The organism is Sodalis sp. dw_96 (genome assembly GCF_018449575.1).
GTDB lineage: Bacteria > Pseudomonadota > Gammaproteobacteria > Enterobacterales > Enterobacteriaceae > Acerihabitans.
The window spans coordinates 1-24172 of record NZ_JAAVUT010000007.1; the positions used below are offsets into that span (position 1 = coordinate 1).

Genomic DNA, 24172 nt, shown 5'->3' on the forward strand with positions numbered 1-24172 from the left:
ACTTCCCGAGGCGTGGCAAGCGCTATTTTTAAAATAAAGTTTGGTTGCTCATTATTAAACCGGATAGCTTCCCCGGCGACGTTAATTTTAACAAGGTTAGGGCCGCGAAAGGAACTGCCCTTACGGGGGTTTTCTCCCAATAAAAAAGCCCCGGGGTGGCAGCCACGGGACTTTTTAAGGTGTTTAACCGACGCCGGGACGATAACACCGGTAAGGGGCTTATTGCACGGCGACGATATGGCCGTCTTTTACATCCATGGTAATGGGCTTCCCTGGTATCAACTTGCCGGATAACATCTGCTGCGCCAGCGGATTTTCAAGTTCCTGCTGGATGGCGCGTTTCAACGGCCGTGCGCCGTAAACCGGATCGAACCCGGTCTGGCCCAGCAATTCCAATGCCGCTGGCGTCAGCGTCATGCTGTAGCCGCGCTCTTCCATGCGTTTGTACAGCCGCTGCAGTTGTATTTGCGCAATGCGGGTAATGTGTTCCCGCGCCAAGGGATGGAACACCACCACTTCGTCAACCCGGTTGATGAACTCGGGCCGGAAATGATGACTGACCACGCCCAGCACCATGTCCTTCATTTCCTGGTAATTCATTTGTCCGAAGCGTTCCTGGATAACATCCGAGCCCAGGTTGGAGGTCATGATGACCACGGTATTGCGAAAATCCACCGTGCGCCCCTGTCCGTCGGTAAGACGTCCATCATCCAGCACCTGCAGCAGGATATTAAACACATCCGGATGGGCTTTTTCAATTTCGTCCAGCAGAATCACTGAATAAGGACGCCGGCGAACGGCTTCCGTCAGGTACCCGCCTTCTTCATAACCGACATATCCCGGAGGCGCGCCCACTAAACGGGACACCGAATGTTTTTCCATAAACTCGGACATGTCGATACGCACCATGGCGTCATCGCTATTAAACAGGAAGGTTGCCAGCGCCTTGCACAACTCCGTCTTACCGACCCCGGTGGGCCCGAGGAACATAAACGACCCGATGGGCCGATTGGGATCCGCCAGCCCGGCACGGCTACGCCTGATGGCATTGGCCACCGCCTCCACCGCTTCGTTCTGGCCGATGACCCGCTGATGAAGTTCTTCTTCCATCCGCACCAGCTTATCCCGTTCGCTTTCCAGCATGCGCGATACCGGGATACCGGTCCAGCGCGCCAGCACTTCGGCTATCTCGGCGTCGGTGACGCGGTTACGCAACAGGCGCATGGTTTTACCCTCGGCCTGAGATGCCGCCGCCAGCTGCTTTTCCAGCTCCGGAATTTTGCCGTATTGCAGTTCGGACATGCGCGCCAAATCCCCCACGCGGCGGGCCTGTTCGATGGATATCTTCGCCTGTTCCAGTTCGGCCTTCAGGTTTTGCGTGCCGGATAACGACGCCTTTTCCGCTTTCCACTCTTCTTCGAGTTCGGAGTAATCCCGCTCTTTTTGCGACAGCTCTTCACTCAGCATTTCAAGGCGTTTGATGCTGGCATCGTCCGATTCTTTCTTCAGCGCCTGCTGTTCCAGCTTTAACTGGATGATGCGCCGTTCCAGCCTGTCCAGCGGCTCCGGCTTCGAGTCTATCTGGATACGGATGCTGGATGCCGCTTCGTCGATAAGGTCAATGGCCTTATCGGGCAGTTGGCGGTCCGAAATATAGCGGTGCGACAGCGTCGCCGCGGCGACGATAGCCGGGTCGGTTATCTGCACGTGATGATGCAGTTCATAACGCTCTTTCAGGCCGCGCAGGATGGCGATGGTATCCTCCACGCTGGGCTCGGCGACGAACACCTTCTGGAATCGCCGTTCCAGCGCGGCATCCTTTTCAATGTACTGGCGATATTCGTTGAGGGTCGTGGCGCCGACGCAGTGCAGCTCACCGCGCGCCAGGGCGGGTTTGAGCATATTGCCTGCATCCATCGCCCCGTCGGCTTTACCGGCGCCCACCATGGTATGCAGCTCGTCGATAAACAGGATAATATGGCCTTCCTGTTTCGACAGGTCATTCAACACCCCTTTCAACCGCTCTTCGAATTCGCCACGGTATTTGGCGCCCGCCACCAGCGAGCCCATATCCAGCGACAGGACCCGGCTGTGCTTCATGCCTTCCGGCACCTCGCCGTTTACGATCCGCTGCGCCAAACCTTCCACGATGGCGGTTTTACCCACACCGGGTTCGCCTATCAATACCGGGTTGTTTTTAGTGCGCCGCTGCAGTACCTGGATGGTACGGCGAATTTCCTCGTCACGGCCGATGACCGGGTCAAGTTTGCCCTGCTCCGCCCGCTCGGTGAGATCGATGGTATATTTCTTCAATGCCTGCCGCTGGTCCTCGGCGCCCTGATCGTTCACGTTGTCTCCACTGCGCATTTGTTCGATGGCCTGGGTGATTTTTTCCGGCGTGGCGCCGGCCGACTTCAGCAAATCCGCCAGCGTGCCGCGCGACTCCAGGGCCGCCGGCACGAACAGTTCGGAGGCGATAAAAGTGTCTGAGCGTTTTTGCGCCAGCTTATCGCAAAGATTCAATACCCTGACCAGGTCGGCGGAAGGCTGAACGTCGCCCCCCGTACCCTCAACCTGGGGCAGCCGTTCAATCGCCTGCTCAATGGCGGTGCGCAGCGGCCCGGGATTGACGCCGGCGGATTGCAGCAACGGACGTACCGTCCCGCCTTCCTGGTTGAGCAGGGCCTGCATGACGTGTAAAGGTTCGATGAATTGATTGTCGCGCCCAAGTGCAAGGGACTGGGCATCGGCGAGGGCAAGCTGGAATTTATTGGTAAGACGATCCAGACGCATAACTCCTCCCATATTGGTCAAAATTGCTACTGGAGATTAAATAAGGTCGTTTATTTAAAATTCAAGGATATTTCGCCAAATAATGGGAAAATCTTTGTTATCCACCCTGGATCGTCTTGGTAAAAGAGATTATATCAGCCAGACCAAACTTGCCATACGTCCGGTGATTCCATCGCGCCGATATGAGAAAAATGTTGATGATTCGGTGACTGTACAACGATCACCGCCGAAAATTTGGCGGATACCGGCGTTTAATAAGCGCAAACGGGCCAGATGATAGATATCGGCAAAGTATTTTTCACCGCGGGGAATAAAGGCCTCGTCGGCTCGCGCATCTAGGGAAACAAACGCCTCCCGGACTTCGGGACCCACTTCGAATGCCTGGGGGCCGATGGCCGGTCCCAGCCAGGCGATGATATCGGCTGGATCCGATTGAAAACGGGCCAGCGTCCGCTCAAGGATGCCGGCGCATAATCCACGCCATCCGGCATGGGCCGCCGCCACTTCGTGACCTGCGCGATCGCAGAACAGCACCGGCAGGCAATCGGCGGTCATGACGGCGCATACATGACCGCTGACGCCGGTATAGGCGGCGTCGGCCCGCGGCGACGTTCCGAGGTTATCATCACTGCCCTGTATGACCACCACATCGGTGCCATGCACCTGTTCCAGCCAATGCGGCGAAGCGGGCAGTCCTCCCAGTACCTCCAGGCGACGGCGGTTATGCTCCACCGCCAGCGGGCTGTCCCCCACATGCATACCGAGGTTCAGCGAGGCATAGGGCGACTGGCTGATGCCGCCCAGGCGCGTGGTGGAATAAGCCCGTACGTTGGCCGGTGCGGGCCAGTGGGGAATCAGCAGGGAATCCATAGGGCTAATCCATCTGATCCGCGAACGTTTCGCTATCCGCCTTCATCACGGCGATTAACTCCACCATATCCTGCGGCAGCGGGGCGAACCATTCCATTTCAATGCCGGTGATGGGATGGTACAGCCGCAGCCTGGTGGCATGCAGCGCCTGGCGATCGAATCCGCGCAGCATATTCACAAACGCTTCCGAGGCGCCTTTGGGAGGACGGGGACGGCCGCCGTAAAGCGGATCCCCCACCAGCGGATGGTTGATAAAGGCCATATGAACGCGTATCTGGTGGGTCCGTCCGGTCTCCAGCCGCAGCCTCAGACGGGTATGAGCGCGAAAATGCTCCATGATCCGGTAATGGGTCACCGCCGGTTTGCCCATGGGATGCACCGCCATGTGGGTACGTTTGGAGGGATGGCGGGAGATGGGTTGCTCCACCGTGCCGCCGGCGGTCATGGTGCCCATGGCCACCGCTTCGTATTCACGGGTAATTTCCCGCGCCTGCAAGGATTCCACCAGCCGGGTTTGCGCCGGTACGGTTTTTGCCACCACCATCAGGCCGGTGGTGTCTTTATCCAGCCGATGCACGATACCGGCCCGCGGCACTTCGGCAATGGCCGGATAATAATGCAGCAGCGCATTCAGGATAGTGCCGTCGGCATTACCCGCCCCGGGGTGCACCACTAAATCGCGGGGTTTATTTATCACCAGGATATCGTCGTCTTCATACACGATATTCAGCGCGATGTCCTGCGCGGCCCAGCGGGTTTCTTCCTCGATAATCGCATCGATTTCAATGGCTTCGCCGCCCAGCACTTTTTCTTTCGGCGTAGCGGTCACGTTTCCGTTAACCCGGACCCGGCTGTCGAGGATCCAGATTTTTATACGTGAACGTGAATAATCAGGGAACAATTCGGCCAAAGCCTGATCTAACCGTTGCCCAAGTTGTGATTCATTCACCATAGCGGTGAGGAGTTGTTGTTGTGCCATATGCAGCTTCTTCGTTATCGTTGGGTTTTCGCGGCAATGCCGTTTAGAATTATGCTATTGTAGCTGGTCTCATTCGGGAGCTTAACGGACAGTCTCCCGGAATAACACTCTGAGGATAAGCAAAACGTCATGATGCGTATGAAATATCTGGTGGCAGCAGCCACATTGAGCCTGATGCTGGTCGGTTGCTCCAGTTCCAAGGATGCCGTTCCCGATAATCCGCCCTCCGAGCTGTACAGTACCGCACAACAAAGATTACAGGACGGCGACTATAAAGGAGCCATTAAGGAACTGGAAGCACTGGATAACCGCTATCCTTTCGGTCCTTACGCGCAGCAGGTTCAGCTTGATTTGATCTATGCCTATTACAAATCGGCGGACCTCACATTGGCCCAGGCCTCCATCGATCGCTTCCTCCGCCTGAACCCAACACATCCGAACGTAGATTACGTCCTGTATATGCGTGGTCTGACGGATATGGCGCTGGATGACAGCATGATACAAGGATTCTTCGGCATCGATCGTTCCGACCGCGATCCGGAACACGCCCGTGCGGCTTTCCGGGACTTCACCCAGCTGATTCGCGGGTATCCTAACAGCCAGTATGCCACGGATGCCAATAAACGTCTGGTTTATCTTAAAGACCGTCTCGCCAATTATGAGCTGGCGGTGGTGCGGTTTTACACCCGTCGCGGCGCCTATGTGGCGGTAGTCAACCGGGTCGAGCAGATGTTGGCCGATTTCCCGGATACCAAGGCAACCCATCAAGCACTGCCGTTAATGCAAAACGCCTATGAAGAGCTGCAACTGCCCGGTCAGGCTGACAAAGTAGCGAAGATTATCCAGGCAAATCCCGCCTGAACCACGCCTTGATGAACGTAAAACGGCAGCCTAGGCTGCCGTTTTCGTTTGTCGCCACGGGCCGGCGACAAGAACCCCTCTGAATCATCCCATCGATAATGACCGATCCGCCGGCAACTCTCAAGAGCCGAGAGCCCTTTTCCAAGGCCGGTTCACAAAACCCCCTGGCCCTGTTTAAAGCTCGGACTAAAAGTGATTTAGATCACACTTTTTACCCTTCGAGAGGGTATGCTAAAATTACGTAGACGGAAAAAGACAGAGAGGCAGTGATATGATTATCAATATTACCAGCAAACAGATGGAAATCACCCCGGCCATTCGTCAACATGTGGAAGAACGTCTGGCTAAGTTGTCCAAGTGGCAGACGCAATTGATAAATCCTCATATAATCCTCTCTAAACAACCGCAGGGATTTGTGGCCGATGCCACATTGAACACGCCAAACGGACCGCTTGTCGCCAGCGCCGGCAACCTGGATATGTATGCCGCCATTAATGAATTGATAACCAAGCTGGAACGGCAATTGAATAAAGTGCAGCATAAAGGCGAAGCCCGCCGTGCGACCGAATGCGTCAAGATTAACAATAACCTGGCTGTTTTGTAACCGATAGCGGGAGCCGGTGGAGACTTTTCCCGCCGCATAACCAGCCAAACCGAGCAACGCGCCATAATGGCGCGTTTTATATTGACAGAATGAAAAGCCAACGGTTACTGTAAACATCCCATAAGACCAGAAAGTTGATACTATGCGTATTATCCCGTTTTTCTTCGCCTTCTTTTTTACCTTCCCCTGAACGGGAGGCCGCTCGTCATGTGAGAAAGAATGCGAAGACGAACAAAAAGCCTCCTGATGACAGGGGGCTTTTTTTATTACGGCGTGAAAGGTAACTAAACATATGAGTGACAACCCATTATTAGCGCTACGGGATCGCATCAGCGCGCTGGATATGAAATTATTGTCGCTGCTGGCGGAAAGACGCGAGCTGGCGCTGGACGTTGCGCGCAATAAATTGACCACCCACCGGCCCATACGCGATAAAAGTCGTGAGAGCGATATACTCGGACATTTGGTGAAAGAGGGTCGAAAACTGGAACTCGACGGATTTTATGTCACCCGCCTGTTCCAGCTGATTATTGAAGACTCGGTATTGACGCAGCAGGCGCTGTTGCAGTCGAACCTGAACCAAACCATTGAACATTCGGCGCGCATCGCTTTTCTCGGACCGAAGGGATCTTATTCCCATCTGGCCGCCCGGCAATACGGCGCGCGTTATTTCGATCAGGTGGTGGAGTGCGGCTGCCTGAAATTCACCGACATTGTGCAAATGGTGGAAACCGGCCAGGCCGACTATGGCGTTTTACCCATTGAGAACAGCAGTTCAGGGTCAATCAACGATGTTTACGACCTGCTGCAGCATACCAATCTCGCATTGGTGGGCGAACTGACCAACCCCATCGATCACTGCATGCTGGTGGCCGGTGAGAGCACGCTGGACCAAATCGAGGTGGTTTACAGCCATCCGCAGCCCTTCCAGCAGTGCAGTCAATTTATCGCCCGCCACCCACAGTGGAAAATTGAATATTGCGAAAGCACCGCCGCCGCCATGGAAAAAGTGGCGGCACTGAATTCACCCAAGGCGGCCGCACTGGGCAGCGGCCCCGGCGGTGCGTTGTACGGTTTGCAGGTGTTGGAACAGAATCTGGCTAATCAGCAACAGAATTTCACGCGGTTTATTATCCTCGCCAGAAAAGCCATAGACGTATCGGAGCAGGTGCCGGCCAAAACCACATTGATTATGGCCACCGGTCAGCAATCCGGCGCGCTGGTGGAAGCGTTGCTGGTGTTGCGCGATCACGGCATCGTCATGACCCGCCTTGAATCCCGCCCCATTAACGGCAATCCCCGTGAAGAAATGTTTTATATTGATGTGCAGGCTAACCTGCGCGATGGGGCGATGCAAAAAGCTCTGACGGAATTACTGGCCATCACCCGCTCCCTTAAAGTCCTGGGCTGCTATCCCAGCGAGAATGTGGTACCGGTGGATCCCAGTTAGCACCTTGAGCCGCCGCTATCGACGGCTATCGTTGGCCTGGCGCAGCAGCAAGCGGCTCTCCTCGAGAAAACTTTGCGCATAACTGCCGAACCAACGTTCGATTTTCTTGAAGCGGTCGATAAAAGCTTGCTTATCACCCTGCTCCAACAGGGTAATGGCTTCCCCGAAGCGCTGGTAATAGCGTTTAATCAACGCCAGGTTGCTTTCGGAAGACATGATGATATCGGCGTACAGCTGAGGATCCTGGGCGAACAGGCGGCCAATCATGGCCAGCTCCAGCCGATAGATGGGAGAAGACAGGGCCAGCAGTTGCTCCAATTGAACATTCTCTTCCGCCAGGTGCATGCCGTAGGCAAAGGTGGCGAAATGACGCAGCGCCTGGATAAAGGCCATATTCTGGTCATGTTCAACCGCGCTGCTGCGGTGCAGACGCGCGCCCCAGACCTGGATTTGCTCCAGCAGCCATTGGTAGGCCTCCGGCTGCCTGCCGTCGCAATACACCACCACCTGCTTGGCCAGACTGCCGCTGTCGGGGCCGAACATCGGATGCAACCCCACTACCGGACCGGGATGAGCCGCCAGCATCGCTTGAAGCGGCGCATTTTTTATCGACGCGACATCCAGCAAAATGCAGTCCTGCGGTAGCGGCGGCAGGCGTTCGATAACCTCAACGGTGAGATGAATCGGCACGCTGACGATAACCATGCCCGCATCCGCCAGCAAAGACTCCGCCCTGGGCCAATCCTCCTGCTCCAGAATCCGGACCTGGTAGCCGGACAACGTCAGCATCTTTTCAAAAAGCCGCCCCATCTGCCCACGGCCGCCGACTATCACCACCGGACGCAACTGGGGACAAAGAGTTTTAAACCCTTTATCGTTTTCGTGGCTGTAAGACTCGCGCATGACCCGTCTTAACACATCCTCAATCAAATCGGGGGGAACACCCTGCGCCACGGCTTCGTCGCGACGTGACGCCAACATGGCGGCTTCGCGATCCGGCGCATAGATAGGCAAACCGAAGCGGCTTTTCACCTCGCCCACTTCGGCCACCAACTCCAGGCGCCTGGCCAATAAAGCCAGCAGCGACCGATCCACTTCATCAATTTGATCGCGTAATGCGTTCAACTCGGCAACCATACGTCTTATTCTCCCGCCAATCGTCCCGCAAGGACATCGCGCAACTCATCGTGCATCTGTCGCAACAGTGTATCGGTACTTTGCCAGTTGATACAGGCATCCGTTACCGAAACACCGTATTGCATCTCGGTGCGAGGCCCATCGGAAGATTGATTGCCTTCGTTGATATGGCTTTCCAGCATCAGGCCGATGATGGAACGGTTCCCCGCCTTGATTTGCGACAGGACCGACTGGGCCACCGCCGTCTGGCGACGATAATCTTTATTGGAATTACCGTGACTGCAATCCACCATCAGGGCCGCGTTCAATCCGGCTTTGGCCATCTGCTGCTCGCAGTCGAGGATATCCTCCGGATGGTAGTTAGGCTGTTTGCCCCCGCGCAGAATCACGTGGCCGTCCGGATTGCCCCGGGTTTGCAACAGACTCACCTGCCCCGCCTGGTTGATGCCTAAAAAACGGTGCGACATGGCGGCCGCGCGCATGGCATTGATGGCGGTGGAAAGGCTGCCGTCGGTGCCATTTTTAAAACCTACCGGCATCGAAAGTCCCGACGCCATTTCCCGATGGGTTTGCGATTCGGTGGTTCGCGCCCCGATGGCCGACCAGCTGAACAAATCGCCAACATATTGCGGGCTGTTGGGATCCAGCGCTTCGGTGGCCAGGGGCAAGCCCAGCCGCACCAATTCCAGCAACAGGCCGCGGGCGATTTTCAGTCCGGCTTCCACTTCAAACGAACCGTCCATGTAGGGGTCGTTGATAAGACCTTTCCAGCCCACGGTGGTACGCGGTTTTTCGAAATAGACTCGCATCACGATAAAGAGCTGATCGCTTAATTCCTCTGACAGCGCTTTAAGACGACGGGCGTAATCCAAGGCAGAATCGGGATCGTGTATGGAACAAGGACCGCAGACCACCAACAGCCGCGGATCGCGGCCATGAATAATATCGGCAATGGTTTGACGCGACGCGGCAATGGATTGCTGCTCTTGGCGGGTCAAGGGTAACTGCCGTTTGAGTTCTTCTGGTGTAATCATCACCTGCTCGTCGATGATATGCACATTATTGAGCGCGTCTTTTTGCATGATCCAGTCCTGACCAAAGTCGTCTTTCTGAAAGTGTCCTGACGGAGAAGGTGCCATGCATCGATAAGCCATTACCCCTCCGCCAGCGTATGACACATAAGATACCACGGCACGTAAAGTTTTCAATCCATAAGTGTAAATATTATAGTACTACCTGTACTCATTTTTGACACGCGGCCTATTTGTGGCAAAAACGGTCCAAAAAAAACACTTTTAGATATAAAATTATTATTTTACAATATGTTAAAATAAAAACAGGCCATAATAGATCTCGTCTTTCTAAAGCCGCCATGAGTGCGGAGACCCTGAATTAACACTATATGTAAATATATATTTACACCATTGAGTAAAAGCCAATTTACGAATACGGGGACGTAGGAAGAATTACCTATCCATCTGCAAAACAGGGCACAGCCGAACTCATGCCGGCATTGAATAAAAAAGGTCGACCCGTGGGCCGACCTGGATATCTTGTGCTTTCGGATGTTGCGAAAGCGTACGCTTAGCCAAGACGCTCTTTGATACGAGCGGACTTACCGGTACGTTCACGCAGGTAATACAGTTTGGCCTGACGAACGGCACCACGGCGTTTAACAGTAATGCTGTCGATAACCGGTGAATGCGTCTGGAATACACGCTCTACACCTTCGCCGTTGGAAATTTTGCGAACAGTGAATGCAGAATGCAGACCGCGGTTACGAATAGCGATAACCACGCCCTCGAATGCCTGCAGACGTTTTTTACTGCCTTCAACAACCCATACCTTCACTTCCACGGAATCACCCGGACGGAATGCAGGTACGTCCTGCTTCATCTGCTCGTCTTCAATCTGTTTGATAATGTTGCTCATAATAGGTCTCTTACCCTAGATAAACTGAGTGTTCGGGTTGCCAGCATAAAGCTGCCACACCCCTATTAGTGTTGTCGCTCAAACTGATATTCCCGTTGGAATTCAGTCAACAACTTTGCTTGCTCGTCAGTCAGAGCTAGGCTTTCCAGAAGTTCAGGTCTTCTAAGCCATGTGCGGCCCAGCGACTGTTTCAGGCGCCAGCGACGAATTTCAGCATGATTGCCCGACAGCAATACCGCCGGAACCTCCATGTCTGCCAACACCTCGGGACGGGTATAGTGGGGACAATCCAGCAGCCCCTCGGCGAAAGAATCCTCCGCCGCCGATGCCTCGTGGCCCAGCACCCCGGGAATAAACCGGGAAACGGCGTCAATCAACGCCATGGCGGCCAATTCACCGCCGCTGAGCACATAGTCGCCGATTGACCATTCTTCATCAATTTCGGTGGCTATAAGGCGCTCGTCTATACCTTCATAACGACCGCATACCAGGATTATCTTCCGGTTCGCGGCCAACTCGCTCACACCTTGCTGATCGAGCTTACGTCCCTGGGGGGAGAGATAAATCACCTTCGCCCCTTCGCCTGCCTTGTTTTTCGCCTCGTGAATCGCATCCCGTAAAGGCTGCACCATCATCAGCATGCCCGGTCCGCCGCCATAAGGGCGTTCGTCCACGGTGCGATGCCGGCCATGGGTGAAATCACGCGGACTCCAGCACTGCATATCCAGCAGGCCGTTTTTTACCGCCCGGCCAGTTACCCCGTAATCAGTAATTGCGCGGAACATTTCGGGAAACAGGCTGATTACCCCAATCCACATAACACCATTCCACCCATTATCACTACATGACATTCGGGGTCAAAAATTCGGATCCCATTCAACCTCAATAAGATGAGCGTTGAGATCAACGTTCTTGATAACCTGCCCGTCGAGGAACGGAATCAATCGTTCCTGCATGCCGTAGGCATCTTTCAGGTTGGCTTTCACCACCATCACATCATTGGAGCCGGTTTCCATCATATCGATGACATTGCCGAGCTGATAACCCTCGGTATTGATTACCTGGCAACCCGTAAGGTCTTTCCAGTAATAATCACCCGCTTCCAGCGGCGGCAATTGCGTTGAATCCACGACGATTTCACAATTCGTCAGCAGGCTCGCGGCTTCCCGATCGTCCATACCTTCGATCTTGATGATCAAATCCTGATTGTGGTGTTTCCAGCCTTGCAGCTCGAGCTGCTGCCACTCGCCGGCCCGTTTTATAAACCAGGGCTGGTAGTCAAAAATGCTTTCGGATTCTTCAGTGGACGAAAACACCCTGAGCCAACCGTGAATACCATACGTCGACCCCAATTTACCCAGAACAACGGGCTTGGTGGGAATTGCGGTAAGGAATTGTTTGCTCATAACGACCACCGCGACAAATTAAGCCGCTTGCCTAGCATCTTTGATCAGAGCGCTAACACGCTCGGAAACCGTTGCGCCCAGGCCGACCCAATGTTGGATGCGATCCAGGTCCAAACGTAGGATTTCTGCCTGACCGGTTGCGATCGGGTTGAAGAAGCCAATACGTTCAATAAAGCGACCGTCACGCGCATTGCGGCTATCGGTCACGACGATTTGATAGAACGGGCGTTTTTTTGCGCCGCCACGTGCCAAACGAATTGTTACCATAACATCCTCTTTAGTGAATAAAACAACCGGGCCCCATCGAGGAACGGGGTCCGGTTGCCGTATAAAAAGCCCCAAAATATTACTCGTTTTGGAGCAAAAAGCAATCTATAGTTAGCGACCGGGGAATCCCGGCGGCATCATACCCTTCATGCCGCGCAGCATTTTCGCCATCCCGCCCTTCTTCATTTTCTTCATCATCCGCTGCATATCGTCAAATTGTTTAAGCATACGGTTCACATCCTGTACCTGCAATCCGCAGCCCCCGGCGATACGGCGTTTACGCGAGCCTTTGATAATCTCCGGCTGCGCGCGTTCTTTCAGGGTCATGGACTGAATAATGGCCTCCATGCGGGTCAGGACGCTGTCGTCCATTTGTGATTTCACATTGGCCGGCAGTTGGCCCACGCCCGGCAGCTTGCTCATCATGCTGGCCATGCCGCCCATACTGCGCATTTGTTTTAGCTGATCGAGGAAATCGGTTAAATCGAAGCCGTCGCCTTTTTTCAGTTTATTGGCCAGTTTTTCCGCCTGGGCGCGGTCTACCTTGCTTTCGATATCCTCAATCAACGAGAGGACATCGCCCATGCCGAGGATGCGTCCGGCGATGCGGTCCGGATAAAACGCTTCCAGGGCTTCGGTTTTTTCGCCGACGCCCATGAATTTAATCGGTTTGCCGGTGATTTGACGGATGGACAACGCCGCACCGCCGCGGGCGTCGCCGTCAACCTTGGTCAGTATCACGCCGGTGAGCGGCAGCGCCTCGTTAAAGGCCTTGGCGGTGTTGGCGGCATCCTGGCCGGTCATGGCATCCACCACAAACAGCGTTTCAACCGGCTTGATGGCCGAGTGGATCTGTTTGATCTCGTCCATCATGGCTTCGTCAACATGCAAACGGCCGGCGGTATCCACCAGCAGCACATCGTAGAATTTCAGCTTTGCATGCTGCAACGCCTGATTAACGATATCCAGGGGCCGCTGTCCGGCGTCAGACGGAAAAAAATCCACCGCGACGGCCTCGGCCAGGGTTTCCAACTGCTTAATCGCCGCCGGGCGATAAACGTCCGCCGATACCACCAGGACTTTCTTTTTGTGCTTCTCGCGCAGGTACTTCCCCAGCTTCGCCACGCTGGTGGTTTTACCGGCGCCCTGCAGGCCCGCCAACAGCACCACCGCCGGCGGCTGGGCCGCCAGGTTGAGTTCGTTGTTCTCGTCGCCCATGGCGGTAACCAGTTCGGTACGGACGATTTTGACGAACTCCTGACCCGGCGTCAGGCTTTTGTTCACTTCCTGCCCGAGTGCGCTTTCTTTCACCCGGTTGATGAAATCACGCACGACGGGCAAAGCCACGTCGGCTTCAAGCAGCGCCATGCGCACTTCACGCAGGGTTTCTTTAATATTGTCTTCTGTCAGACGGCCCCGGCCGCTGATATTGCGCAATGAACGGGATAACCGATCGGATAAATTTTCAAACATCGTTCTCTACTCAACCTGAAGTCGGGCCGCGGACGCGACATTATCGCCTATATACAGCATTTTTGCCTATGCGGTATTATCGCTTGTATCCAGCATCTTTGCCTGTATGCAGCATTATCGCTTATAGGCGGCATTTTTGCTTATAGGCAATATTATTGCCGCTATCATAACACGAAGCGGCGACAGATCTCTGTATTGACGTCGAGAACGGTTGGAGCAAAACGCCGCTAACGTTATACTGCTCGTTTCATTCTCTTTATGTTAAGTCCCAAGCCGATATGTCGTGGATAGCCCTTCTGGCTTTTATTGCCTATGCATTAAGTCTCGGCCTTATTCTGCCAGGCATTTTGCGCAGGAACAGTGCTTACCGCCGCCTGGCGCTGCTGTCGGCCTTTGTGGCGCTGGTCAGCCACGCCTGCGTGCTGTATCTGCGGATTTTTTCGGTTCAGGCCGGGCAAAACCTGAGTCTGCTGAACATCGGCTCATTAGTCAGCCTGATGATTTGCGTCGTGATGACCGTAGTGGCGACCCGTAACCGGGGCTGGTTCCTGCTGCCGGTGGTTTATATCCTGGCGATGATTCATCTGGCGGCCGCCACCATCATGCCGGGAGAGTTTATTACCCATCTGGAGACCACGCCGGGATTATTGGTGCATATCGGCCTGGCGCTGTTTTCCTATGCCGTGCTGATTATCGCCGCGCTGTACGCCGGTCAGTTGGCCTGGCTGGATCATATGCTGAAAATCAAGAAATTGAGTTTCAGCGCCGATATGCCGCCGTTGATGACCATCGAAAGAAAGATGTTCCATATCACCCAGGTAGGGGTGATCCTGTTAACCCTAACGCTTGCCAGCGGCCTGTTGTATATGCAAAACATGTTCAACGGCGAAAATCAGCATAAAGCCGTGCTCTCAATTGCGGCCTGGTTTGTTTATATTGCGCTATTATGGGGTCATTATCATGAAGGCTGGCGGGGCCGCCGCGTGGTGTGGCTCAGCCTGCTGGGGATACTGTTGTTGACACTGGCCTACTTCGGTAGCCGCATTTGGCAAAATGTCATGGCGGGATAAGCCCCTGTCCGCAATCAGCCGTCACGTTTAACGCCCATAAGGAATTCCCACGTTGGAACATGTTTCAACCAGTACACTGATAATAATTTTAGTAATTATGGTGCTGGTGTCTGCCTATTTCTCCGGTTCTGAGACCGGGATGATGACGCTCAATCGTTATCGTTTGCGTCATTTAGCCAAACAGGGCAACCGCGGCGCCAGGCGCGTGGAAAAATTACTGCGCCGCACCGATCGTCTGTTGAGCCTGGTGCTGATCGGCAATAATTTAGTCAATATTCTGGCATCGGCGTTGGCGACCATTATCGGTATGCGGTTATATGGCGATATCGGCGTGGCGATTTCCACCGGTGTACTGACGTTTGTTATTTTGCTGTTTGCCGAAGTGCTGCCGAAAACCGTGGCGGCGCTTTATCCGGAACAGATCGCCTTGCCCAGCAGTCTGTTGCTGGTACCGCTGCAAAAGATCATGCTGCCGCTGGTGTGGCTGCTGAATATCATCACCCGCATCCTGATGCGGATCATGGGCATCAAGGTACCCTCAAATTTGAATGATGCCTTGAGCAAGGATGAATTGCGCTCCATCGTGAATGAATCCCGATCGCTGATTTCCCGCCGCAATCAGGACATGCTGATTTCGGTGCTGGATTTGGAGAAGGTCAGCGTCGGCGACATCATGGTCCCGCGCAATGAAATCGTCGGCATAAACGTCAACGATGAATGGCGCTCCATCATCCGCCAGCTTACCCACTCGCCCCATGGCCGCATCGTGCTCTACCGGGATAATCTCGACGACGCCATCGGTATGCTGCGGGTCCGGGAAGCCTACCGCCTGATGACTGAAAAGCAGGAGTTCACCAAGGAAAACCTGCTGCGCGCCGCCGATGAAATTTACTACATCCCCGAAGGTACCCCGCTAAATATTCAGTTGGTGAAATTCCAGCGTAATAAGGAAAAGGTCGGGCTGATTGTCGATGAATACGGCGATATTCAAGGCCTGGTGACGGTGGAAGATATCCTTGAGGAAATCGTCGGCGATTTCACCACCTCCATGTCGCCGACTCTGGCGGAAGAAGTGATTCCGCAAAGCGACGGTTCGGTCCTGATTGAAGGCGGCGCCAATATTCGCGAGTTGAATAAAGCCTTTAACTGGACGCTGCCGGAGGCGGAGGCGAGGACGGTGAACGGTATGCTGCTGGAGGCGTTGCAGGATATTCCGGCGGTGGGCACCCATACCCAGATAAGCAATTACCAGATCGAGATCCTGGCGGTACAGGACAATATGATCAAACAGGTGCGGATCACGCCCCTTAAGGCGTTTAAAGCGGGCGTGGAGGAAACCGTTTAGCCGGGCCGTAAATGGACATGCCATAAAAAAGCCCCTCGTTAGAAGGGCTGAGCTTACTGACAACGCGCCTTGGCCTAGATATGTAACTCGGCCAGCTTTTCTTTCGGCAGAGCCAGTTCTTCGTTGTGATTTACCCGAACGTCGCTATCGAGAATATGCCGGGCTATCTCCTGCGCTTCCGGTAGGGAGTGCATATGATAGGTTCCGCATTGAAATTCGTTCAGTTCAGGAATTTTTTTCTGATCGGTTACCTTCAGCACATCTTCCATCGCGGCTTTCCATGCTTTGGCTACCCGGAGTTCGTCCGGTGCGCCGATCAGGCTCATATAAAAACCGGTGCGACAACCCATGGGGGAAATATCAACAATTTCCACGCCGTCACCGTTGAGATGATTACGCATAAAACCGGCGAACAAATGCTCCAGAGTGTGAATGCCGCGTTCAGGCATGACCTCCAGATTGGGTCGGCAAAAGCGCAAATCAAAGACGGTGATGGTATCGCCATGGGGGGTTTTCATGGTTTTAGCAACACGAACCGCTGGCGCCGCCATGCGGGTGTGGTCTACGGTAAAGCTATCCAACAGTGGCATATCGTCACCTCCTCTAATAAAAATTAAATTTTTTTAACTGGTAGTGGAAACTTTATTGCTAGCCGCGAGTCATAATTAGTGAAAGACGCGCATTTGTTATCATCATCCCTGTTTTCAGAGATGTTTGTTTGGCCACAGTTTCTGTGGCCTTTTCTTTTTTCTACTCACCGTTCTGTTTAGCCAGATACTCCTCAAAACTTAGGGTATCCGCCATCTCAAGCTCCCGCTGACGTTGCCACGAACGCGCCTGTTCCGCCGCCAAAGTTTCTTCGGTTAAAATTTCCAGCGGCTCGTCGCATAACATCCGGCGATATTCATTAGCCAACTTCAATCCCAGCCCCCCGATACCGTACTCCTGCATACCCTTTAATATACGGGCGGAAAACGTCAAGTCGGCATCGTCGAAGGCCGCCACCAGATTATCGCTGGCCTGGCGATAGAGCCGGTTGTGATTGTTGCTGTCGAGAATATCCGCTACACGGCGTAAGTCCCGAAATAGTGCTTTGCCCACGTCCGCCAACGGCAACTGCGCCGTACCGCAATCGACGCTCAGCATTAAACCGGGTTTACGCCCTTCCAGAATGACGCTATTCCAATTGGTCCTGGTACACAATAGCTCTTCCGCACTCATTTCAGGCGCATCGGCCAACGTACACCATATCAGGAAAAGATCCAGGAAGCGCGACTGCTGCTCATCAATACCAATGGGTGAAAAAGGATTGATGTCCAAAGAACGCACTTCAATATACTCGATGCCGCCGCGCTTTAAAGCATTTGACGGGGTTTCTCCCGGTCGGGTAATACGTTTGGGGCGAATCGGCGCATAAAGTTCATTTTCGATTTGCAGGACGTTGGTATTCAACTGCAAATATTGACCGTTCTTCTTCATACCGATGCGCTGATAATCGGCGGAAGGGGTTTTAATGGCCTGTTTCAGGGCGGCGATATAGTCCGGCAGACGGTTAAAGGTAATACCCAATTGGCTTTGTGACTTACTGGTATACCCCAGGTCGCTTAACCGCAGCGAGGTGGCATAAGGCAGGTAGATCATGCCGGATCCGGCTTTTTCAAACGGCAAATTGGTCTTGCGCCCATCAATGAATGACGAGCAGATTGCCGGCGAGGCGCCAAACAGATAAGGAATGATCCAGCCAAAACGATAATAGTTCCGGATCAAGCGCAGGTAGCCGGCGGAAATTTGATCTTTGCCGTCCATCTCGTTTTTAACGCCGGTGCGCGCCTGCCAGAATGCCAACGGCAGCGAAAAATTGTAATGTACGCCGGAAATGGCCTGCATTAACGCGCCGTAGCGGTTTTTCAGTCCTTCGCGATACAGTGTTTTAAACCGGCCCTGATTGGAGGAGCCATACTGCGCCAGCTCGATGGGCTGGGTACTATCGATGAAACACGGCATACTCAGCGGCCACATACGTTCTTCGCCCAAATGGCGCGCCACATGGCGGTGAATATCCCGCAAAAATGTCAATAGATGATCCACATCCTCATCTACCGGCGTAATAAATTCAAGCAGCGCCTCGGCAAAATCCGTGGTAATCCATTTATGAGTCAACGCCGCGCCAAGGGATTCGGGATGCGGTGTCTGTGCCAAACTTCCATCGGCGGAAATACGCAAGGTTTCGCGTTCGACTCCGCGACGAATACCTTTTAGTGCGTGAGGATTGGCTTCCAGCCATGAAAGCGCTTCTGATACGTCCGGGATCAAATTGACCTCCCGCGGAAAATTTTATATTGGGTTAGCATAATTGAATCTGCCCGTTTATGGCTATCTATCGTTATCATTAACGCATTTAACATCCGGCTCTTATGTGTGCGAACGTGCTATCCCGGGCCGTCGCCGGCGGAATGCCATCGATGCGGTATCTACGCTCCGTCAAGAACATAGGCGGTTAACGATCAACGGCACCTAACATCAACATAGGCCATTGCTGCGGATTTTGCGGCCAAAATTCCAAAATCAGCATCTTCAAAAACGATACATTTTTCGGGGACCACCCCCATCAGCTCGGCGCAGCGTAAAAAGGTCTCCGGATGGGGCTTATGGTGACTCACGTCGTCCGCCCCCACCACCGCATCAAAATAACGCAGCAACCCTAAATGTTCGAGCAGCGCCACCGCTATGGCATGCTCGCTGCCGGTGCCGACCGCCATCGGACGTTTACCGTAATACTCCTTCACCACCGAGACCAGCGGCAATGGCTCTACATAATTCAACAGCATAGCTTTGACCGCGGCGGTTTTCTCAATGGCCAGTGCATAGGGATCCATGGAGGCGTGGTGAGAGTCAATGATCGTTTTAGCAATTAGCCATGTTGGCGATCCATTTAACGATACCATCGCTCTCTCATCGTAATGCATGCCATATTGCTTGAGTACTTGATGCCAGGCTTTGCGGTGGGTGGGCTCGGTATCGAGCAGCGTTCCGTCCATATCAAAGATCAGCCCATCGTATTGGTCGTACATCATCGCTTCCTGATACTCATAATAGGGCTTTACTGTAACGCAAAGTCATAAAGTTGTCGCTTTTTCTGTTACTGGAAACGCGGGGGTAAAGGCTATCGGCGGTATCAGAGGAAATGGGGTATAAAAGAATACATTACAACGTTATAAGCACGACAGGGAAAGGGATGATAATAGGGTAATCGAGATGAGGTAAGATATGGTGCATCCAGGAGGATTCGAACCTCCGACCGCTCGGTTCGTAGCCGAGTACTCTATCCAGCTGAGCTATGGATGCAAAACGTCGTGCGGATTAAACCCCCGGAACTCCTTTTAGTGAGTGACCGTATTTATCTGGCTTGATCCTATATATTTGCTGATAAATAACAATATTTGACTATTAACGTTAAATATTATTACCAACCATTTTCTTACTGAAATTAATCAAGAAGGTAATGGTGCATCCAGGAGGATTCGAACCTCCGACCGCTCGGTTCGTAGCCGAGTACTCTATCCAGCTGAGCTATGGATGCATTGTATTTGATGGATTAGAACTCGAGCATATGCTTTTGTTCGTTGCCGTATGTTATGGACCTAATCCAGTTTGTTGCCTGATAAACAATGATATTGTAACAACCAACATCGATTATCTTATTCGCTACTTACCACTGATGGCGCTATTCCAGCAGTGAATGGTGCATCCAGGAGGATTCGAACCTCCGACCGCTCGGTTCGTAGCCGAGTACTCTATCCAGCTGAGCTATGGATGCATTAATAAATGGCGGTGAGGGAGGGATTCGAACCCTCGATACAGCTTTTGACCGTATACTCCCTTAGCAGGGGAGCGCCTTCAGCCTCTCGGCCACCTCACCTACGCGCCGGTGTAAAAGCTCATCGGCACTGCGTGGCGCACATATTACTTTCCCGGCCTGATAAGTCAAACAATTTTTCCCGTCTGCGAAGCGTTTGCCTAAATCCCATGCAACTTGCACACATTGACAGCGCAATAGCGGTCAATCGCCCATAATCCGCTGAAAGCAGATAAGCACCACGAATGAATGGAAGAATATTTAGAAATGAATTAGAAAACTTCGACACATAATAAGCTGCGCCTCGCTAACGCAAGGCGCATGAAAATCAGAATGGGTTCTGTTGTGACTTTTCAGCCTGGATTCGCTGGTATATTTCTTCACGGTGAACTGAAACTTCTTTAGGCGCATTGACACCGATACGTACCTGGTTGCCCTTGACTCCTAAAACCGTAACCGTTACCTCATCGCCAATCATGAGGGTTTCACCAACTCGACGAGTCAGAATAAGCATTCTTTGCTCCTTGAAAGATTAAAAGAGTCGGGTCTCTCAGTTTCCCGCCATTATCCATCATATACCGTGAAAACGTAAGTCATGTTAGTGACATAAAATGCCAGCAGGCTGACAACTTTCAACATCAGGTATAAGTTTAGTCGATATGACCAGCTTCGCGCCTAACTTTTGACCCCGGAAATAATACGAATCTAAACGCCATAACTTAACAGAAAGCTATGGCGTTGATAATAACGTATTCTTATCGCGCTCAGAATTTCGCTGCCAAAAATGTCTCAACCCCTGACAACGCCGCGGGCAAAGCCTTGACATCGCTGCCACCGGCCTGGGCCATATCGGGCCGTCCGCCACCTTTACCACCGACCTGACCCGCCAGATGGCTGATGAGATCGCCGGCTTTGATACGATCGGTTAAATCTTTCGTTACCCCGGCAATCAAACTGACCTTATCATCCGCCACCGTCGCCAATACTATCACTGCGGAACCCAGCTGGTTTTTCAAATCGTCAACCATGGTACGCAGCATCTTGGGATCCACATTATCCAGTTTACTGACCAGTACTTTGACACCGTTAATTAATTTTACGTTACCGGTAAGAGCGGAACTCTCCTGGGCAGCCTGTTGGCTTTTAAGCTGCTGCAGCTCTTTTTCCAACTGGCGGGTACGTTCCAGCAAGGCCTTTACTTTATCCGGCAGGTTCTGGCTGTCGCCTTTCACCAATTGGGCAAGATCGCGGATAACATCGCTCTGCTGGTGCAATGTCGCCAGCGCGCCCTCGCCGGTCACCGCCTCGATACGACGGATACCCGCAGCGGTGCCGGATTCGGACAGAATACGGAACAAACCGATATCACCGGTGCGGGAAGCATGAATACCGCCGCACAGCTCGGTGGAGAAGTCCCCCATCGTCAATACCCGTACCTTTGCATCGTATTTCTCGCCAAACAGCGCCATGGCGCCTGTGGCGCGTGCTGCTTCCAGATCCATGACATCGGTATGGATGGGAAGGTTGCGGCGGACCTGTTCGTTGACGATATCTTCCACCTCACGGATTTGCCCGGGTTTCATCGCCTCCGGGTGGGAGAAGTCGAAGCGCAGGTACTGATCGTTAACCAGTGAGCCCTTTTGCGCCACATGATCGCCCAACACCTGGCGCAGCGCTGCATGCAGCAAATGCGTGGCGGAGTGGTTCAAACGGATACGGTTACGCCGCGCCAGATCGACACCGGCCTCCACGGGTTCGCCCACCTTCAATTCCCCATAGGCGAGCTGGCCCAGGTGGCCTACGGCCTGGCCATATTTTTGCGTGTCGGTTACCTTAAACAGCCCCAGCCCGGCTTTCAGCTCGCCCTTGTCGCCAACCTGACCGCCGGACTCGCCGTAAAAGGGCGTCTCGTCCAGCACCACCACCGCATCTTCGCCGGACTGTATAGCGGGCACGGACTGACCGTTACGAAACAGCGCGGTCACCTTGCCCTGATGCCGCACCTCTTCGTAACCGAAGAACCTGGTGGCCTCATCCACCCGCAGCATACTGTTGTAATCGGCGCCAAAGCCGCTGGATTCGCGGGCGCGACGGCGCTGTTCATCCATGGCCCGCTCAAAGCCTTCTTCATCCACTTTCAATTGCCGCTCGCGGCAAACATCGGCGGTGAGATCCAGCGGGAAACCGTAGGTATCATACAAACGGAAAGCGGTTTCGCCATCCAGCGTATCCCCTTTCAATTTGGACAGCTCTTCATCCAGCAGGGCCAGGCCGCGTTCAAGGGTACGGGCAAACTGCTCTTCTTCCGTGCGCAACACCTGTTCAACCAAGGCGCGCTGCCGTTTCATGCTCTCGGCGGCAGGACCCATAACGCCGATTAACGGCGCCACCAGCTTGTAAAAGAATGTCTCCCGCGCGCCCACCATATTGCCGTGACGCACCGCGCGGCGGATGATGCGCCGCAGCACATAACCGCGCCCCTCATTGGAAGGCACCACGCCGTCCGCCACCAGGAAAGCACATGAACGGATATGATCGGCAATCACCCGCAGGGATTTACTGGTCAGATCCGTACAACCGGTCACGCTCGCCACTTCGGCAATCAGGGTGCGGAACAGATCGATATCATAATTGGAATTCACATGCTGTAAAACCGCGGTGATGCGCTCCAACCCCATGCCGGTGTCCACAGAGGGTTTCGGCAGGGGCAGCATTGTTCCGTCCGACTGGCGGTTGAACTGCATAAAAACCAGGTTCCAGATTTCAATATAACGATCGCCGTCTTCTTCCGGGCTTCCCGGAGGGCCGCCCCAGATATGATCGCCGTGATCGTAGAAAATTTCCGAGCAGGGGCCGCATGGACCGGTGTCCCCCATTTGCCAGAAATTATCCGAGGCGTAGGCGCTGCCTTTGTTATCGCCTATCCTAATGATTCGCTCGCGGGGCACACCCACTTCCTGCGCCCAAATATTGTAGGCTTCATCATCTGTTTCATACACGGTCACCCACAGCTTTTCCTTCGGCAGGTTGAACCACTGCTCGCCGGTCAATAATTCCCAGGCGAAACTGATGGCGTCATGTTTGAAATAATCGCCGAAGCTGAAATTGCCCAGCATTTCAAAAAAAGTGTGATGACGGGCGGTATAACCGACATTTTCCAGATCGTTGTGCTTACCGCCGGCGCGAACGCACCGCTGTGATGTGGTGGCGCGCTGGTACTGGCGTTTATCCAGACCAAGGAAAACATCCTTGAACTGGTTCATGCCGGCATTGGTAAACAACAATGTCGGATCGTTATCGGGCACCAGGGAGCTACTTGCGACTACCTGGTGTCCTTTGCTATGGAAAAAATCGAGAAACGCTTGACGGATCTCAGCGGTGCTCTTGCTCATAGTTGTCCCGGAATCAAGCTAAACGAACGGATCGAAAACAGAATAGCGCAGTATTAGGGCGCTACAGTAGCGTTCACGAACTCAAAAGTGGGAATAAGATAAATTTTCTTTGGTACGAAGTAAAATGTCATAGCAACCAATTTATAAATTAATTATACCTTCATCTTTCGACTTGCCGCTGAGTTGGCTGCAACTCGAAATCTATTGGGTATAGATTGACTGTATTTCTTCAAAGGAAAAACCGCGGGTGAGAAGATAACGCTGCACTTTGATTTTTACCAGGCGATCTGTGGAAAGAGGTTGCCCGAATTTTTTCCACGCGACTTCCTTGGCCTGTGCGGACCGATCAATGGCCGCCTCGGTAAAGGCGTTATTGATGGTGTCTCGATCTATTCCCTTTTGAATAAGCTCCATGCGAATTTTTTGTTCGCCGTACCCTTTTTTGCTGCGACTGTTTACATACCTCAAGGCAAAGCGGCTATCGTTCAACCAATCATTTTGGCGGCAATATTCGATTGCCGCTTCTAGTTCGGCTTGAGAAATTTCAGCCGCATCATCCTCTACACCATGCTGCAGATCGTTTGAACAAACTTCCACCGCGGGAGGACGTCGGTTCCATCGCCGCCCTTCAGCTGACGGCATCGCCAGTTTGCGTCGCAGCTCGGCTTCGCTATGATCCCGTAATGAAAGTATATGTAATGCACGATCGAGCAATGCTGTCATGGCGTTAACCGCTC

General features: G+C 53.3%; 22 protein-coding genes, 4 tRNA genes and 1 other annotated feature. Of the genes, 6 read left to right on the top strand and 20 right to left on the bottom strand.

Going from position 1 to position 24172, the window contains the following annotated elements; genetic code table 11:
* Nucleotides 1-219 precede the first annotated feature (219 nt).
* From clpB to rluD, 3 genes are all read right to left on the bottom strand, one after another.
* Nucleotides 220-2793: an ATP-dependent chaperone ClpB gene (gene clpB, locus HB631_RS12350; RefSeq protein WP_213991471.1), complete on the bottom strand. Its 2574-nt coding sequence runs from the start codon at nt 2791-2793 to the stop codon at nt 220-222.
* A gap of 129 nt (nt 2794-2922) precedes the next feature.
* Nucleotides 2923-3663: a purine nucleoside phosphorylase YfiH gene (gene yfiH / locus HB631_RS12355; protein WP_213991472.1), complete on the bottom strand. Its 741-nt coding sequence runs from the start codon at nt 3661-3663 to the stop codon at nt 2923-2925.
* A 4-nt stretch (nt 3664-3667) separates the two neighbouring features.
* The gene (gene rluD, locus HB631_RS12360) at nt 3668-4642 is read right to left on the bottom strand and encodes a 23S rRNA pseudouridine(1911/1915/1917) synthase RluD (protein WP_213991473.1); all 975 of its coding nucleotides are present in this window, start codon (nt 4640-4642) and stop codon (nt 3668-3670) included.
* Between the two features lie 129 nt (nt 4643-4771).
* Between rluD and bamD the strand changes: the two genes are divergently transcribed.
* The 4 genes from bamD to pheA all read left to right on the top strand — a co-directional run bounded on the left by bamD (nt 4772) and on the right by pheA (nt 7557).
* A complete protein-coding gene (gene bamD / locus HB631_RS12365; RefSeq protein WP_213991474.1) occupies nt 4772-5503 on the top strand; it encodes an outer membrane protein assembly factor BamD in 732 nt (243 codons plus the stop codon).
* Nucleotides 5504-5774: 271 nt separating this feature from the next.
* Complete coding sequence (gene raiA / locus HB631_RS12370; protein WP_213991475.1) at nt 5775-6107, top strand: ribosome-associated translation inhibitor RaiA; 333 nt, start codon at nt 5775-5777, stop codon at nt 6105-6107.
* A gap of 141 nt (nt 6108-6248) precedes the next feature.
* Nucleotides 6249-6374, top strand: a sequence feature (Phe leader region).
* Complete coding sequence (pheL, locus tag HB631_RS12375) at nt 6250-6297, top strand: pheA operon leader peptide PheL (RefSeq protein ID WP_213991657.1); 48 nt, start codon at nt 6250-6252, stop codon at nt 6295-6297. (Overlaps the previous feature by 48 nt.)
* A gap of 25 nt (nt 6375-6399) precedes the next feature.
* Nucleotides 6400-7557 (top strand): bifunctional chorismate mutase/prephenate dehydratase, encoded by a 1158-nt coding sequence (gene pheA / locus HB631_RS12380; protein ID WP_213991476.1) that lies wholly within the window; start codon nt 6400-6402, stop codon nt 7555-7557.
* A 15-nt stretch (nt 7558-7572) separates the two neighbouring features.
* Here pheA and tyrA read toward each other — a convergent pair whose 3' ends face one another.
* The 7 genes from tyrA to ffh form a co-directional block, all read right to left on the bottom strand.
* Nucleotides 7573-8694 carry a bifunctional chorismate mutase/prephenate dehydrogenase gene (gene tyrA / locus HB631_RS12385; RefSeq protein ID WP_213991477.1) on the bottom strand — a complete coding sequence of 374 codons (1122 nt, stop codon included), beginning with the start codon at nt 8692-8694 and terminating at the stop codon, nt 7573-7575.
* A 5-nt stretch (nt 8695-8699) separates the two neighbouring features.
* Nucleotides 8700-9776: a 3-deoxy-7-phosphoheptulonate synthase gene (locus HB631_RS12390; RefSeq protein ID WP_213991478.1), complete on the bottom strand. Its 1077-nt coding sequence runs from the start codon at nt 9774-9776 to the stop codon at nt 8700-8702.
* A gap of 502 nt (nt 9777-10278) precedes the next feature.
* Nucleotides 10279-10626, bottom strand: a complete 348-nt coding sequence (gene rplS / locus HB631_RS12395) for a 50S ribosomal protein L19 (protein WP_213991479.1) — start codon at nt 10624-10626, stop codon at nt 10279-10281.
* Between the two features lie 65 nt (nt 10627-10691).
* Nucleotides 10692-11444: a tRNA (guanosine(37)-N1)-methyltransferase TrmD gene (gene trmD, locus HB631_RS12400; RefSeq protein ID WP_213991480.1), complete on the bottom strand. Its 753-nt coding sequence runs from the start codon at nt 11442-11444 to the stop codon at nt 10692-10694.
* Nucleotides 11445-11483: 39 nt separating this feature from the next.
* On the bottom strand, nt 11484-12032 hold the full coding sequence (gene rimM / locus HB631_RS12405) for a ribosome maturation factor RimM (protein ID WP_213991481.1): 549 nt from the start codon (nt 12030-12032) through the stop codon (nt 11484-11486).
* A gap of 18 nt (nt 12033-12050) precedes the next feature.
* A complete protein-coding gene (gene rpsP, locus HB631_RS12410) occupies nt 12051-12299 on the bottom strand; it encodes a 30S ribosomal protein S16 (RefSeq protein ID WP_213991482.1) in 249 nt (82 codons plus the stop codon).
* A gap of 111 nt (nt 12300-12410) precedes the next feature.
* Entirely contained in the window at nt 12411-13772 is a 1362-nt protein-coding gene (gene ffh, locus HB631_RS12415) for a signal recognition particle protein (protein WP_213991483.1), read from the bottom strand.
* Nucleotides 13773-14050: 278 nt separating this feature from the next.
* Here ffh and HB631_RS12420 point away from each other — a divergent pair, with 278 nt between their 5' ends.
* A complete protein-coding gene (locus HB631_RS12420) occupies nt 14051-14842 on the top strand; it encodes an inner membrane protein YpjD (RefSeq protein ID WP_213991484.1) in 792 nt (263 codons plus the stop codon).
* Nucleotides 14843-14894: 52 nt separating this feature from the next.
* Nucleotides 14895-16187, top strand: a complete 1293-nt coding sequence (locus HB631_RS12425) for an HlyC/CorC family transporter (protein WP_213991485.1) — start codon at nt 14895-14897, stop codon at nt 16185-16187.
* 74 nt (nt 16188-16261) lie between these two features.
* On the opposite strand, the gene luxS is transcribed toward HB631_RS12425, so the two are convergent.
* The 10 genes from luxS to HB631_RS12475 all read right to left on the bottom strand — a co-directional run bounded on the left by luxS (nt 16262) and on the right by HB631_RS12475 (nt 24158).
* On the bottom strand, nt 16262-16777 hold the full coding sequence (gene luxS / locus HB631_RS12430; protein ID WP_213991486.1) for an S-ribosylhomocysteine lyase: 516 nt from the start codon (nt 16775-16777) through the stop codon (nt 16262-16264).
* A 160-nt stretch (nt 16778-16937) separates the two neighbouring features.
* Nucleotides 16938-18500, bottom strand: a complete 1563-nt coding sequence (gshA, locus tag HB631_RS12435; RefSeq protein WP_213991487.1) for a glutamate--cysteine ligase — start codon at nt 18498-18500, stop codon at nt 16938-16940.
* Between the two features lie 191 nt (nt 18501-18691).
* A complete protein-coding gene (gene yqaB, locus HB631_RS12440; protein ID WP_213991658.1) occupies nt 18692-19258 on the bottom strand; it encodes a fructose-1-phosphate/6-phosphogluconate phosphatase in 567 nt (188 codons plus the stop codon).
* Between the two features lie 197 nt (nt 19259-19455).
* A tRNA-Arg gene (locus HB631_RS12445) sits at nt 19456-19532 on the bottom strand.
* Nucleotides 19533-19690: 158 nt separating this feature from the next.
* Nucleotides 19691-19767: transfer RNA gene (locus HB631_RS12450), tRNA-Arg, on the bottom strand.
* 160 nt (nt 19768-19927) lie between these two features.
* Nucleotides 19928-20004: transfer RNA gene (locus tag HB631_RS12455), tRNA-Arg, on the bottom strand.
* Between the two features lie 9 nt (nt 20005-20013).
* Nucleotides 20014-20106, bottom strand: a tRNA-Ser gene (locus HB631_RS12460).
* A 265-nt stretch (nt 20107-20371) separates the two neighbouring features.
* Complete coding sequence (gene csrA, locus HB631_RS12465; RefSeq protein WP_132926210.1) at nt 20372-20557, bottom strand: carbon storage regulator CsrA; 186 nt, start codon at nt 20555-20557, stop codon at nt 20372-20374.
* Nucleotides 20558-20807: 250 nt separating this feature from the next.
* Nucleotides 20808-23435, bottom strand: coding sequence for an alanine--tRNA ligase (alaS, locus tag HB631_RS12470; protein ID WP_213991488.1), 2628 nt, complete (start codon nt 23433-23435; stop codon nt 20808-20810).
* Between the two features lie 201 nt (nt 23436-23636).
* Complete coding sequence (locus HB631_RS12475; protein WP_213991489.1) at nt 23637-24158, bottom strand: regulatory protein RecX; 522 nt, start codon at nt 24156-24158, stop codon at nt 23637-23639.
* Nucleotides 24159-24172: the final 14 nt, after the last annotated feature.

Bases quoted from the DNA above. Each gene is read 5' to 3' on its own strand.
- clpB (WP_213991471.1), bottom strand. From the start codon at position 2,793: ATGCGTCTGGATCGTCTTACCAATAAATTCCAGCTTGCCCTCGCCGAT.
- yfiH (WP_213991472.1), bottom strand. From the start codon at position 3,663: ATGGATTCCCTGCTGATTCCCCACTGGCCCGCACCGGCCAACGTACGG.
- rluD (WP_213991473.1), bottom strand. From the start codon at position 4,642: ATGGCACAACAACAACTCCTCACCGCTATGGTGAATGAATCACAACTT.
- bamD (WP_213991474.1), top strand. From the start codon at position 4,772: ATGATGCGTATGAAATATCTGGTGGCAGCAGCCACATTGAGCCTGATG.
- raiA (WP_213991475.1), top strand. From the start codon at position 5,775: ATGATTATCAATATTACCAGCAAACAGATGGAAATCACCCCGGCCATT.
- pheA (WP_213991476.1), top strand. From the start codon at position 6,400: ATGAGTGACAACCCATTATTAGCGCTACGGGATCGCATCAGCGCGCTG.
- tyrA (WP_213991477.1), bottom strand. From the start codon at position 8,694: ATGGTTGCCGAGTTGAACGCATTACGCGATCAAATTGATGAAGTGGAT.
- HB631_RS12390 (WP_213991478.1), bottom strand. From the start codon at position 9,776: ATGCAAAAAGACGCGCTCAATAATGTGCATATCATCGACGAGCAGGTG.
- rplS (WP_213991479.1), bottom strand. From the start codon at position 10,626: ATGAGCAACATTATCAAACAGATTGAAGACGAGCAGATGAAGCAGGAC.
- trmD (WP_213991480.1), bottom strand. From the start codon at position 11,444: ATGTGGATTGGGGTAATCAGCCTGTTTCCCGAAATGTTCCGCGCAATT.
- rimM (WP_213991481.1), bottom strand. From the start codon at position 12,032: ATGAGCAAACAATTCCTTACCGCAATTCCCACCAAGCCCGTTGTTCTG.
- rpsP (WP_213991482.1), bottom strand. From the start codon at position 12,299: ATGGTAACAATTCGTTTGGCACGTGGCGGCGCAAAAAAACGCCCGTTC.
- ffh (WP_213991483.1), bottom strand. From the start codon at position 13,772: ATGTTTGAAAATTTATCCGATCGGTTATCCCGTTCATTGCGCAATATC.
- HB631_RS12420 (WP_213991484.1), top strand. From the start codon at position 14,051: ATGTCGTGGATAGCCCTTCTGGCTTTTATTGCCTATGCATTAAGTCTC.
- luxS (WP_213991486.1), bottom strand. From the start codon at position 16,777: ATGCCACTGTTGGATAGCTTTACCGTAGACCACACCCGCATGGCGGCG.
- yqaB (WP_213991658.1), bottom strand. From the start codon at position 19,258: ATGTACGACCAATACGATGGGCTGATCTTTGATATGGACGGAACGCTG.
- csrA (WP_132926210.1), bottom strand. From the start codon at position 20,557: ATGCTTATTCTGACTCGTCGAGTTGGTGAAACCCTCATGATTGGCGAT.
- alaS (WP_213991488.1), bottom strand. From the start codon at position 23,435: ATGAGCAAGAGCACCGCTGAGATCCGTCAAGCGTTTCTCGATTTTTTC.
- HB631_RS12475 (WP_213991489.1), bottom strand. From the start codon at position 24,158: ATGACAGCATTGCTCGATCGTGCATTACATATACTTTCATTACGGGAT.